Origin of the sequence: Pseudoalteromonas sp. Ld19 (assembly GCF_045064135.1) — a bacterium.
Taxonomy (GTDB): domain Bacteria; phylum Pseudomonadota; class Gammaproteobacteria; order Enterobacterales; family Alteromonadaceae; genus Pseudoalteromonas; species Pseudoalteromonas aliena.
In genome coordinates, this window is the sequence record NZ_JBISHA010000021.1 from 1 (window position 1) to 12,926 (window position 12,926).

13 protein-coding genes are annotated in these 12,926 nt (G+C 41.9%); 3 read left to right on the top strand and 10 right to left on the bottom strand.

What is annotated here, in order from left to right:
• Positions 1-207: 207 nt before the first annotated feature.
• The 3 genes from ACJJVZ_RS11895 to ACJJVZ_RS11905 form a co-directional block, all read right to left on the bottom strand.
• Entirely contained in the window at positions 208-843 is a 636-nt protein-coding gene (locus ACJJVZ_RS11895) for an ion channel (protein ID WP_405596939.1), read from the bottom strand.
• An 84-nt stretch (positions 844-927) separates the two neighbouring features.
• Positions 928-1,215 (bottom strand): hypothetical protein, encoded by a 288-nt coding sequence (locus tag ACJJVZ_RS11900; protein ID WP_405596936.1) that lies wholly within the window; start codon positions 1,213-1,215, stop codon positions 928-930.
• 111 nt (positions 1,216-1,326) lie between these two features.
• On the bottom strand, positions 1,327-1,815 hold the full coding sequence (locus tag ACJJVZ_RS11905) for a RidA family protein (RefSeq protein ID WP_405596933.1): 489 nt from the start codon (positions 1,813-1,815) through the stop codon (positions 1,327-1,329).
• Positions 1,816-2,005: 190 nt separating this feature from the next.
• On the opposite strand from ACJJVZ_RS11905, the gene ACJJVZ_RS11910 reads away from it, so the two are divergent.
• Complete coding sequence (locus ACJJVZ_RS11910; protein WP_405621645.1) at positions 2,006-2,974, top strand: integron integrase; 969 nt, start codon at positions 2,006-2,008, stop codon at positions 2,972-2,974.
• A 244-nt stretch (positions 2,975-3,218) separates the two neighbouring features.
• Here the strand turns inward: ACJJVZ_RS11910 and ACJJVZ_RS11915 are convergent, their stop codons facing one another.
• The 7 genes from ACJJVZ_RS11915 to ACJJVZ_RS11945 form a co-directional block, all read right to left on the bottom strand.
• Positions 3,219-3,989 (bottom strand): SDR family oxidoreductase, encoded by a 771-nt coding sequence (locus tag ACJJVZ_RS11915; protein WP_405600691.1) that lies wholly within the window; start codon positions 3,987-3,989, stop codon positions 3,219-3,221.
• Between the two features lie 9 nt (positions 3,990-3,998).
• On the bottom strand, positions 3,999-4,898 hold the full coding sequence (mmsB, locus tag ACJJVZ_RS11920) for a 3-hydroxyisobutyrate dehydrogenase (RefSeq protein WP_405600694.1): 900 nt from the start codon (positions 4,896-4,898) through the stop codon (positions 3,999-4,001).
• Positions 4,899-4,908: 10 nt separating this feature from the next.
• Positions 4,909-6,060: an enoyl-CoA hydratase/isomerase family protein gene (locus tag ACJJVZ_RS11925; protein ID WP_405600696.1), complete on the bottom strand. Its 1,152-nt coding sequence runs from the start codon at positions 6,058-6,060 to the stop codon at positions 4,909-4,911.
• On the bottom strand, positions 6,060-6,851 hold the full coding sequence (locus ACJJVZ_RS11930) for an enoyl-CoA hydratase (protein ID WP_405600698.1): 792 nt from the start codon (positions 6,849-6,851) through the stop codon (positions 6,060-6,062). Before ACJJVZ_RS11930 ends, ACJJVZ_RS11925 begins: the two co-directional genes overlap by 1 nt.
• A 10-nt stretch (positions 6,852-6,861) precedes the next feature.
• Positions 6,862-8,019: an acyl-CoA dehydrogenase family protein gene (locus tag ACJJVZ_RS11935; protein WP_405600700.1), complete on the bottom strand. Its 1,158-nt coding sequence runs from the start codon at positions 8,017-8,019 to the stop codon at positions 6,862-6,864.
• Between the two features lie 160 nt (positions 8,020-8,179).
• A complete protein-coding gene (locus ACJJVZ_RS11940; protein WP_193155396.1) occupies positions 8,180-9,670 on the bottom strand; it encodes a CoA-acylating methylmalonate-semialdehyde dehydrogenase in 1,491 nt (496 codons plus the stop codon).
• A 97-nt stretch (positions 9,671-9,767) separates the two neighbouring features.
• Positions 9,768-10,949, bottom strand: a complete 1,182-nt coding sequence (locus ACJJVZ_RS11945) for a thiolase family protein (protein ID WP_405600703.1) — start codon at positions 10,947-10,949, stop codon at positions 9,768-9,770.
• Positions 10,950-11,268: 319 nt separating this feature from the next.
• Between ACJJVZ_RS11945 and ACJJVZ_RS11950 the strand changes: the two genes are divergently transcribed.
• Together ACJJVZ_RS11950 and ACJJVZ_RS11955 are read left to right on the top strand one after the other, a co-directional pair.
• Complete coding sequence (locus ACJJVZ_RS11950) at positions 11,269-11,703, top strand: MerR family DNA-binding transcriptional regulator (protein ID WP_077537935.1); 435 nt, start codon at positions 11,269-11,271, stop codon at positions 11,701-11,703.
• 46 nt (positions 11,704-11,749) lie between these two features.
• On the top strand, positions 11,750-12,925 hold the full coding sequence (locus ACJJVZ_RS11955) for an isovaleryl-CoA dehydrogenase (RefSeq protein ID WP_077537936.1): 1,176 nt from the start codon (positions 11,750-11,752) through the stop codon (positions 12,923-12,925).
• Position 12,926: the final 1 nt, after the last annotated feature.

Consider the following 12,926-nt stretch of genomic DNA (forward strand, 5'->3'; position numbering starts at 1 on the left):
AACAGTTTACCGTGGGTGAATAATATCTATTAGATCACAGCGAACGGATGGATTCAAGGTTAAAAAACAATCAATTTAAAATAGTAGAATACGTTCCTAAAAAGAGTAATTCTACAGCCTCAACGCCGCATTAAGGTGTGAGCAGCGCTTGGCTATACTTGAGCGAAGCGAAATGCCAAGCGTTGCGAATCATTCTTAAATGCTTTGTTAGTTTGATTTTTTGCTCAAATATACAGCAAAGCAAACAACTAATAATGTGAAACCACAAAAAACCTCGTACACACTCAAAAACTTAGGAAACCACCCTGTGGGAGTTATGTCGCCATATCCAAGAGTAGTAATAGTCACTCCGCTAAAATATAGAGTATCAACAACAGTCAATGGTTCTTTTAGCTCTTTCCATTGTTCGCAGGGTAGCAGAAAATATAACACAGAAAAGTTAATGATCAGTTCAATATAACTCCTCAGCGCAAAGACCATTCGATGATGCATTTCAATCGGTTCACTACCAATTTCAAAGTGCCACCATTCTTTAGCTGGTAGCGGAGTCGAATTACTAGACTGATCTTGGGCTGAGATCTTGTCATAAGCATCAATGAGAAATGCATATAATATTTCCGAACAACGCGAAAGCAAAATCACAGGTAAGACAATATACATTATCGAGTTCGATGGTTCGACAACAAAATACATCCAAATAGCGCACACTATTGACGATAGAAAATAAAGCCAATTCAATTTCCGTATGACCTTATTCTTGTCAAACTTTGCCTTGAGCAACTTAGCTAACCAGAATGTAGGGGATACAACTCCCAAACAAAGTATCAATATTTCATTATCCACGGAACTTACCTATCAAACTAACGCCCCAAGCAGGGGATTTTATGAGCGTTGTACAGCGAGTAAAATTCCCGCTGACTTGGCTTGTTAAGTTTCATTCCAGACGACATCTAAGGGTTCACTTATTCTGGCTTGATTAATATCGGTGCAATCTAAGATTTTTCCGTATTGCAAAAATCTATTTTTACCAAATAGTTTATATAACTCTGTATTTTCTTCCGCAAACTGCGCAGGTGGTATTTGAGTTGAAATTTGCTCAATATTCAATTCAGCAACTTGCATAAGTTTAATAGCATCGCTCTCTAGTATAATTTGCGGATTACTTGGTGTGCCGTAAGCCCAACCGCAATACCCATTGTGTACGAAATACTCCATGTACCCTCTAGAAACTTAACGCCCTAATAATGGGCAAAAAATTGTTGGCTAAAATGTTGAGGAACGAAAACAGCCAACTGTTTTTTGTCCTTATTTATTAGCTTGTTATGTTTACGGTAACACAACAACAACTTCAACTTCTAAAAAGTGTGATTCACTCCATAGTCTTTTTACCTCAACCCAGCTGGCAGACGGATATTTACCGTCAAAGTGAGCCTTACGTGTTGGGATAGCCGACTTTAACTTTTCAATGTCAGTAGTGAAGATAACCTCTTTTACGATAGCATCTGTTCCAACATTATAATCAGCCAGTATCTTCTTGATGTTAGTGTATATATCATCTACTTGATTTTCAAAGCTAACTTTTTCACTCGTAATACCAGAGATATATAAAGTGTTATTATTTTTTACTACTTGCGCATAACCAGTATCATTCTCCCAAGGAAAATAATTTTTTCTTTCAATCGATTGGTTCGTTGTGACACACCCACAAAGCAAGATACTACAAAATATTAGTAATAATTTTTTAACGATATTTATCAATTGAACTCCAATGATGAAAAGTAAACATAACAATTTTATAGTGCGCTCATCGCGCATATATCTGCCAATGTCACGCTCATGTATTCAATAATTCTTTTTTAACAAATAACTTAACACATTGCTATATATAATTTTTTATTAGCACTCAAACTCTCAATAAAAGGCAAAATGCGCTCGTCGCTCATTTTCTTGAATATGGGTGCAGCACAACAGCACTGTATATAAATACAGTATTATTAATGATAATATGAAAACACGTTCTCCATTTTTAAATTATATAGCCGATTATATGTTGGTACGTCAGTATTCATTACGCACCGTAGATACTTACCTAAGATGGATTGCATCTTATATCCATTTTCATAATAAACGCCATCCCGCCTCAATGGGAGACAATGAAGTCGAGCGCTACTTAGAACATTTAGTGTTAAAGCAAAACGTTGCACCACGTACGCAAGCGACTGCACTCAATTCATTGTCATTTTTATACAAGCACATAATAAAAAACGAACTTTCATTAAATTTAAATTTTGCCCGTAGTAAAAAACAAGCAAAGCTCCCTGTCGTGATGACCCCAGAGGAAGTTAAAATGTTGATGGCTCATTTAAATAAGCGCTATTATTTAATTGCAGCCCTTATGTATGGAAGTGGTTTAAGAGTAATGGAAGCGGTGCAATTAAGGGTGAAAGATATTGATTTTGATTATAAATGTATTCAAGTATGGAATGGCAAAGGAAATAAACATCGTATTGTAACGCTCGCTACAGAGCTGATCTCTATGCAGAGAACTCAAATTTTAAACGTTGATGACTACCTAAAGCTTGATTTAAATAACACTAAATATGCCGGCGCGTGGATGCCATATGCCTTAACAAAAAAATATCCTTCAGCCGCAAAAACACTAGCATGGCAGTATTTATTTCCTTCTCATATGTTAAGTTCAGATCCTCAAAGTGGTGAAATAAGGCGACATCATTTTCATCACTCTTGTATTAGAAAAGAGGTTAAAAAAGCCGTCCAAAAATCAGGGTTAACAAAAATAATAACACCTCATACATTAAGGCACTGTTTTGCTACTCATCTACTGCAAAATGGCGCTGATATACGCACAGTACAAACACAACTAGGTCACAGCGACGTGCGTACCACACAAATATATACCCATGTACTACAACAAGGTGCTAACGGGGTTGTTAGCCCTTTTTCAAGATTATAAATAGCTCAGTAACAAGGCAAAAATTTAGTTATATTGTTTGTCTATATGAGAAGTTTTTAACGCAGTTAATTAGAACGCTAAAATGTTCTACGCTTTAATTCAACGGGTATCCTACTCATGTTTTACAACAAAAATGCCAACGCCGTTATTAGTCCTTTTTCAAGATTATAAATCTCCTTATTTAAACAAAAAAGCACAGCCCACAACAGCCATGCTTTTTAAATCAACCTTAATCCCGCCTGTTTTACAAACGAATACCGCCGTCTATTTCAACCACGCGACCGGTAAAAAAATCGTTTTCGATTATGTATTGTGCAGTATGGGCAATTTCGTCGCTTTCGCCTAAGCGCCCTACGGGTGTTACTGCCAGCATACGCTGTTTAGCTTCTGGCTTCATGGCGTCGGTCATGGCGGTGCTTATAACACCTGGTGCAATAGCGCCTACACGTATACCAAATCGACCAAGTTCTTTAGCCCATGTGGTGGTAAGTGCCACCACGCCTGCTTTTGATGCTGCGTAGTTTGTTTGGCCTATGTTACCTGCTCGCGCTACGCTCGACATATTAACTATAACGCCGCCTTTGCCTGATTCAATCATGTGGCTTGCCGCTTCCCGCCCTGCTAAAAACACACCGGTCAGGTTTACATCAATCACTGATTGAAATTGCTCAAGAGACATTTTTTTAACGACTTTACCGTCTTTTGCCTTTATAAACATGCCGTCGCGTAAAATACCGGCGTTGTTTATAAGCACACCAACGTGGCCAAAATCGCTGTTAATAGTATTAAATACGTTTTCTACTTCGCTCTCATTGGTTACGTTTGCGGCATACCCTTTAATGCTGCCAGTGACACCCTCAAGTTGCGTTAACTGCTCGCATGCGGTGTTTAATAAGTCTTGTGCCATATCTATTAAAGCAATGTTTGCGCCCATAAGTGCAAACTTTTGCGCCATTGCAAAGCCTAAACCTTGTGCGCCGCCGGTTATTACTACCGTGTTATTTTTAATTTCCACGCGTTGCTCCTACTTTGAAAACAGTTTAAAAATGGCACTAAAGTCATCACTACCCGCACCTTGGTGCTGTAGCATAGTGTATAAATTTTTAGCCATTGAAGCCATTGGGGTTGATGAATTACTTTGCTGCGCGGCTTCCATGGCAAGGCCTAAATCTTTAGCCATTAAATCAACCATAAAGCCTGGTTTGTAATCGTTACTTGCAGGGGCTGTATCCATTACACCTGGGCAAGGATTGTAAAGCTCAAGCGTCCAGTTACGGCCAGAGCTTGCAGTCATAATGTCGCTAAGTACTTTAGGATCGAGGCCGTTATTTATACCCATTTGCAGTGCTTCGCTGGTACCTGCCATTAAAATACTAAGTAGCATGTTATTACATATTTTTGCTACTTGCCCTGCGCCAATATCGCCTGCATGAAATATGTTTTTACCCATATCACTAAGCAATGTATTTGCTTTATCGAATGCAGCTTTTTCGCCGCCAACAATAAAGGTAAGAGTGCCAGCAGTTGCGCCTGCAACGCCGCCCGATACCGGTGCATCTACAAAGCTTATGCCTTGTTTACTAAGTGCACTGCCTACAACACGGGCTGATTCTGCATCTATTGTTGAGCAATCAATTACTAATGTATTGTTGCTCAGCACGTTAATTAAACCGCTGTCGTCGTTATTACCCAAATAAAGCGATTTAACATGTTTGCCCGCAGGCAACATACTAATAAGTACGTCAGCATTGTTTGCACACTGCTTTGCATCAATCGCTGCTTTTGCGCCTTTGCTTGCTAGTTCATTTACGACCGACTGGTTTAAATCGAACACACTCACAGTATGCCCTGCTTTAATTAAATTAGCCGCCATTGGGCCGCCCATATTACCTAAGCCGATAAAACCAATATTGAGTTTAGCCATCGTCTTTCCTTTATGTGTGTGATGGCGTGTCTAAGCCATTGAGTGGGTGATTTTCGCCAAAGCGATTAGCAAAAAAGCTGTCTATTATTGTTTGTGGTACATCACTTGGTGTTTTGTATTGCCAATTAGGTGCGCCGTCTTTATCTATTAATAGCGCCCTTACACCTTCTTGAAACTCGCCAACTTCACCAGCGCGTACCGACATACCTAGCTCCATTTTAAAACACGCTAATAAGCTTTTGCCTTGGCTTGTTTTTAATTGCTCACTAACGAGTGCGCAGCTTAGTGGGCATCCGTGTTTAAGTGATTTTTGAGCCCGTTGTAGCCATTTATCGTCAGTAACTAGCCCTAAAATATAATCAACCTGTTCTTGCAAGGTTGTAAACTCACCCAGCTTTTGAATCGTTTTTAGGTTAGCCTTTATATTGCCTTTAGGCATACGCGCCGACTGGTTATCTAAATCGGTGAGTAAATCGGTTAATCGCTCATGATTTAAACTTGCAGTTTTGCCCCACTTGGCAGTTAAAATTTGCGCAAGCATGGCTTCATATTTGTTGCTGTCGATAAAGTGATCGGCAAGCGATACAAAACGCGCGTCGTCGCAGTTAATTGATGCCGACGTTAGCCCTAAAAATAGCCCCACACTTTGTGGCATTTTATGTAAAAAGTAACTGCCGCCTACATCCGGGTATAAACCTATGGTTTGCTCTGGCATGGCAATGCGAGATGTTTCAGTTACAACGCGGTGGCTAGCACCGGCCATTAGCCCTAAACCGCCGCCCATCACTATGCCGTTACCCCAAACAAGGATTGGTTTATCAAAGGTATGAATAAGGTAATCAAGCTTGTACTCTTGTGTAAAAAACTCTTCCACTAAGCTTGTTGGTTTACCTTGCGCCATTGCATGATGAAGGCTGACAACATCGCCACCAGCACAAAATGCTTTATCGCCAGCGCCTTTGAGGATGATCATTGCAATGCGGGTATCGGTTGCCCAAGTACGCAATTGTGGCTCAAGTAATTTGATCATCTCAAAATTAAGTGCATTTAACGCTTTGGGTACATTGAGTGTAATTAGCCCTATTAAACTGCCATTTTCTGCGGCTGCGGTTTCAAATAACACGGGCTCATCGGCGCTATTTAATAATGTTAAAGCACTCATTAGCCGTTTACCCAGTTAGCACGGCGTTTTTCTAAAAAGGCATTTACGCCTTCTTGTTGATCTTGTGTATCAAATAAACCCACAAATAACTCACGCTCAAGAGGCAATACACTTGCCATGGGTTGATGGCGCCCTTTTTGAATCAATGTTTTACACGCAGCGACTGAACTAGGGCTTTGCTCGCTTACTTGGTTTGCAAGTTTTAATGCCGCTACAAAGCTTTCACCGTGTGGTACTACTTCTTCTACTAAGCCAATTTGCAGGGCTTTATCGGCATTTAAGCGCTCGCCGCATAAAATCATGCGTTTTGCCCAGCCTTCGCCTACAAGCCATGCTAAATTTTGTGTACCACCCGCACAGGGTAATAACCCTACTTTAGCTTCAGGAAGCGCCATTTGTGCTTGCTCTTCTGCTATACGTACGTCGCACGCAAGGGCAACCTCTAAGCCACCGCCCATTGCATAACCGTTTATGGCTGCAACCGACACACCTCTAAAATTAGTAAGTGCTTCAAATGCTTCACCAAATACACGTGACATATCAGCGGCTACGCCTTTATCACCACTGGCAAATACATTTAGGTCGGCACCGGCGCTAAAAAACTTCTCGCCTTCACCAGTCAGTACTAAGGCATAAATATTTTTATCGTTATTAAGCGCGTTAACTTTGTTTTTTAAATCAATTAAGGTGTCTTTTGTCCAGGTGTTTGCTGGCGGATTAGACATCGTTAAAATAGCAACATGACCTTGCGTTGTAAGTTCAATACTCGGATTAGATTTAAATTCTGACATACATTGCTCCTTATAAAACGTCGCTTGCAGACTCAGCCAAAATACGGCGCGCAATAATTACACGCATAATTTCGTTAGTGCCTTCTAAAATTTGATGAACGCGTACATCACGTACATGGCGCTCAAGCGGGTATTCTTTTATGTAACCGTAACCACCATGAATTTGCAGTGCGTCGTTACACACGCTAAAACCAACATCGGTAGCAAAGCGTTTAGCCATGGCGCAGTAAGTGGTTTTTTCAACGTCGTTATTATCAAGTTTAAATGCAGCAAGCCTGACCATTTGGCGCGCGGCTACAAGCTCGGTGTTCATATCGGCAATTTTAAATTGCAACGCTTGAAACGCAGCGAGTGGCTTACCAAATTGGGTGCGTTCTTTTAAATATTCGCGGGCGGTATTAAGTGCTGCTTGGGCTGTACCAATTGAACATGTGGCAATGTTAATTCGACCACCATCAAGGCCTTGCATCGCAAATTTAAAGCCTTCGCCCTCAGCACCTAATAAGTTGTGCGCAGGAATGCGGACATCTTCAAAGCTAATTAGACGTGTAGGTTGTGCGTTCCAACCCATTTTTTCCTCAGCTTTGCCGTATTCAACACCTTTTGCATCGGCAGGCACTACAAATGCCGAAATACCCGCTGCGCCTTCGCCGCCTGTACGTGCCATTACCACTAATACTTCGGTTTCGCCAGCGCCCGATATAAACATTTTTGAGCCGTTAATAACGTACTCATCGCCCTCAAGCACGGCTTTTGTTTTAAGTGACGCGGCGTCTGAGCCAGAGCCAGGCTCTGTTAAACAGTAAGAGGCAAGTAGCTCGCCCATGACTAATTGCTCTACGTATTTGTCTTTAACTGCATCGGTACCAAAACTTGCTACCATCCACGTGGCCATATTATGAATGGTTAACATGGCCGTAGTTGCTGTACAGCCCATAGCAAGCTGTTCAAAAATAATGCTCGAATCTAAACGTGATAAACCAAGGCCGCCTGCTTCCTCTGGCGTGTATAAACCACAAAAACCAAGCTCGCCCGCTGCTTTAATCGTGTCTTTAGGAAAAATATGCTCGCGATCCCATTTTGCTGCATAGGGTGCGAGTTCCGACTCGGCAAATTGGCGTGCTGTTTGCGCAAAGGCTTGTTGATCTTCAGATAAGTTAAAGTCCATGTTAGACCTCTTTAATTGTGTAAGTTGTGTTGTTAGCGTTTCCCGTTACGGGAGTCGTTCGTGACGAGCGGCGAAGGCTTATGTGTGTTGTGTGTGAAGTAGCCTTCGCGCCCATCTTTATAATTAATTATTCTTTTATTTACTCATTTTTTAATTACGATTATTTTAAGTTAATGCTCATGTTTGGACCCGACGCAATATCATCTTCAAACCAACGTGAGGTAATCGTTTTAGTTTCTGTGTAAAAACGAATACCTTGTTTACCGTACGTGTGAGTATCGCCGTAAAACGAGCCTTTCCAACCAGTGAACGAAAAGAACGGCAGAGGCACCGGAATTGGCACATTAATACCGACTTGGCCTACTTCAATTTCGTGTTGGAATTTACGAGCCACTGCGCCGCTTGAGGTAAATAACGAGGTGCCGTTACCGTAAGGGCTGTCGTTAATAAGGGCGATTGCTTCATCAAGCGTGTCTACAAACATACACGCCAGTACGGGGCCAAATATTTCTTCTTTGTATAAATCCATCTCTTTGGTTACATCGGTAAATAACGTTGGGCCAACCCAGTTACCTTGTTCATACCCTTCAACTGTAAAGTCAGAGCCATCAATTAAACAGGTAGCGCCTTGCTCTTTACCACCAGCAATGAGTGATAAAATACGTGCCTTTGCTGCTTTTGATGTTTGTGGACCGTATGCCGCATTAGCATCATCCCACACGCCTGGGCGTACATTTTCAAAGCCGGCTTTAATTTCATCTACCCACTGACTTGCTTGGCCTACAAATACAGCAACAGAAATACCCATACAACGCTGACCAGCAGCACCTACTGATGCGCCTACTAGGTTATTTACAACGTGCGATTTACTTGCATCAGGCATAATAACCATGTGGTTTTTAGCGCCAACACACGCTTGCACGCGTTTTAGGTTTTGTGTGCCTTTAGAATAAATATAAGCACCTACACCACACGAGCCAACAAACGAAATAGCACGTACGGCTTTATCTTCTAGTAAACGGTCTACTTGTGGTTTTGTACCGTGAACAACTTGTAATACGCCTTTTGGTGCGCCTGCTTCAATAAATAGCTCTGCTAAGCGCATCGGTGTAAGTGGATCTTGCTCAGACGGTTTTAAAATAAAGGTGTTACCACACACAATAGCCAGCGGGAACATCCAAAGGGGGATCATTGCAGGGAAGTTAAATGGTGTTACACCCGCACATACACCAAGTGGCTGCATGTAAGAATACGTATCGATTTTACGCGCTACGTTTTCCATTGTTTCACCCATCATTAATGATGGAGCATTCGCTGCTTGTTCTACTACTTCAATACCGCGCCACACATCGCCTTTTGCATCTTCAAATGTTTTACCCAATTCGTGGCAAATAATGGTAGCAAGCTCATCGTGGTGTTCTTTTAATAGCGCCGCGTACTTCATCATAATGCGAGCACGTTCAGTAATGGGTACGTCTTTCCATGCTTTAAACGTCTCAGAGGCTGAGGCAATTGCCGCGTCCATTTCTGACTCTGTGGTACATGGCACTTGTGCAAGTACTTCTTGAGTTGCAGGGTTTATCACATCGATAAGCTCTTTTGATACTGATTGAATAAATTCGCCGTCTATAAGTAGTGGAACTTGGTGCATGGTTAAATCCTATTGTGTCAGTGTGTTTGTTTTTATTTTAAAAAACGCAGCTTTATTATTGATTTTGGTGCTGCGTATTTTAGTGTTTAAATATTACTTAGTATGCCTCAACAGCCATTGCAACTGCTTCACCGCCACCAATACATAAAGAGGCAATGCCTTTTTTAAGGCCACGGTTTTTAAGGGCATGAATAAGTGTGACTAAAATGCGCGCGCCGCTTGCACCAATTGGGTGACCCAATGCACACGCGCCGCCATTGACGTTTACTTTGCTTGCATCAAGTTTTAACTCGTTAATAGCCAGCATAGTTACCATGGCAAATGCTTCGTTAATTTCCCAAAGGTCAACATCGTTTACAGCCCAACCTGCTTTTTCAAGCACGCTATTCATCGCCCCTACTGGCGCTACGGTAAACTCGCTTGGTTTTTGAGAATGCGTACTGTGCGCCACAATTTTACAAAGCGGTGTTAAGCCCTGCTCTTTTGCTTTTGATTCGCTCATTAATATAAGTGCTGCGCCACCGTCTGAAATTGACGATGAATTAGCCGCTGTAATGGTGCCGTCTATTTTAAACGCTGCACGTAAGCTTGGTATTTTTTCAGGGCGGGCATTACCAGGTTGCTCATCAATCGATACTGTTACATCACCTTTGCGTGTTTGCATCGTGTGTGGGGCAACTTCGTTATCAAAACTGCCGTTTTGTATTGCCGCTTTTGCTTTACTTAATGAGCCCAGTGCAAACGCATCCATTTGCTCGCGGCCAATGCCGTATTCGTCGGCGGTGTCTTGTGCAAAACAGCCCATTGCTTTGTTATCGTAAGCATCTTCAAGGCCATCGCTCATCATGTGATCTTTTATTTCACCGTGACCCATGCGCATTCCGCCACGCGCTTTTGGAATAAAGTACGGTGCGTTAGTCATGCTTTCCATACCACCGGCAATAGCTGAGTGTATAGAGCCCGCTTTAATTAAGTCATTTGCAAGCATAGCGGCTTTTAAACCAGAGCCACATACCTTGTTAATTGTTGTAGCACCTGTGCTAAGTGCAAGCCCTGCTTTTAACATGGCTTGTCGTGCGGGCGCTTGCCCAAGGCCTGCGGGTAATACACAACCCATAATTACTTCGTCTATTGCATCATTAGCTAAACCAGTTTGTGCAAGTACACTTGCAATGGCGGTAGCGCCAAGCTCGGTAGACTGCGCATCACTTAACGCTCCCATAAATCCACCCATTGGGGTGCGTTTTGCTGCTACAATTACCACTGATTCTAAAGTCATAACTAACTCCGTTGTATTTATATGCAAATAGTTGTTAGTATATTTGCTCTATTAATTTAGTATTCGATTACCCTACACAATACTAACGTTTACGCCAACGTCAACTAAAAACAGTTTAATTTTTAGTTTTAAAAGTGTAAGCATTACTCTTCAGCTGTAAAGCTGCACCAAGAAAATAAAAACAAGCCATTGAATATTAACAATATGACTTGGTATTTCACACTTACATTCCTTAATAAATAGTTTCGAACCACGCCAAGCTTTACCTTTACGTAAACTTCACTTATATTGGAGTTATTCGAATGAGGTAAATACAGCTATGAAATCAGATAATCAAACAAACTTTGCAAGCTCAGCCAACCTGCCGGCCAGTAATGAACAAACATTCAGCATTAGCGAACTTGCTAAAGAATTTGACATTACCACCCGTTCTATTCGTTTTTACGAAGATCAAGGGCTCGTTACACCTGAGCGAAACGGACAAACCCGTATTTATTCAAAGCGCGATAAAGTGCGTTTAAAACTAATATTACGCGGTAAACGTCTTGGCTTTACATTGGCCGAAACGGGCCGTTTGTTTGAACTGTACGACGCAGATAAATCAAGCGCAAAACAGTTAGTTACTATGCTCGACTTAATTGCAGAGAAAAAATCAGATCTATCACAACAAATGGACGACATTAAAGTTGTTCTGATGGAATTAGTAACAGCGGAGCGCCGCTGCAGAGACACACTTAACAAAATAGACGAGTAGCCTATTTTAAGAATAACAACACACTGACGACACACAGGAATGAATCATGAGCACTATTTCACTATATAAAGAAATGAACTTTGGCCTTGGCGAAACTGCCGATATGATCCGCGACCACGTAAATAGTTTTGCAAGTCAGGAGATTGCCCCGCTTGCTGAAAAAACGGATTTAGATAACGCTTTTCCAAATCAACTTTGGACACAAATGGGCGAAATGGGCGTACTGGGTATGACCGTATCTGAAGAACTTGGCGGCGCAGGGTTAGGTTACTTAGAACATGTTATTGCTATGGAAGAAATTAGCCGTGCCAGTGCCTCTATAGGTTTAAGCTATGGCGCGCATTCAAACCTGTGTGTTAATCAAATTAACCGTAACGGCACACAAGCTCAAAAAGAAAAATACTTACCTAAGCTTATTAGTGGTGAGCACATTGGTGCTCTTGCAATGAGCGAACCTAATGCGGGCTCTGACGTGGTATCGATGAAACTCAAAGCCGAGAAAAAAGGCGATAAGTACATTTTAAACGGTAATAAAATGTGGATCACCAATGGTCCTGACGCACACACGTTAGTAATTTACGCTAAAACAGATTTAAACGCCGGCGCTAAAGGCATTACCGCGTTTATTGTTGAGAGTGACTTCCCCGGTTTTTCAACGGCGCAAAAGCTCGATAAACTGGGCATGCGCGGTTCAAACACCTGTGAGCTGGTATTTGAAAACTGCGAAGTGCCCCAGGAGAATATTTTAGGTAACTTAAACGAAGGCGTTAAGGTACTTATGAGTGGCCTTGATTACGAGCGCGTAGTACTTGCAGCAGGCCCACTTGGCATAATGCAAGCGTGTATGGATATAGTTGTGCCGTATATTCATGAGCGTAAACAGTTTGATACCCCTATTGGTCAATTTCAGTTAATTCAGGGTAAAGTAGCCGACATGTATACACAAATGAATGCTGCGCGCTCATATGTATACACGGTAGCTAAAGCGTGTGACCGTGGTGAAACCACCCGTAAAGATGCCGCTGGTGCCATTTTATACGCCGCAGAGCTTGCAACTAAAATGGCGCTAGATGCAATTCAAATTTTAGGTGGCAATGGCTACATCAACGAATACGCCACAGGCCGCCTACTGCGTGATGCAAAACTATACGAAATAGGTGCAGGTACATCAGAAATACGCCGCATGCTTATTGGCCGCGAACTTTTCACTGAAAGCCGTTAAG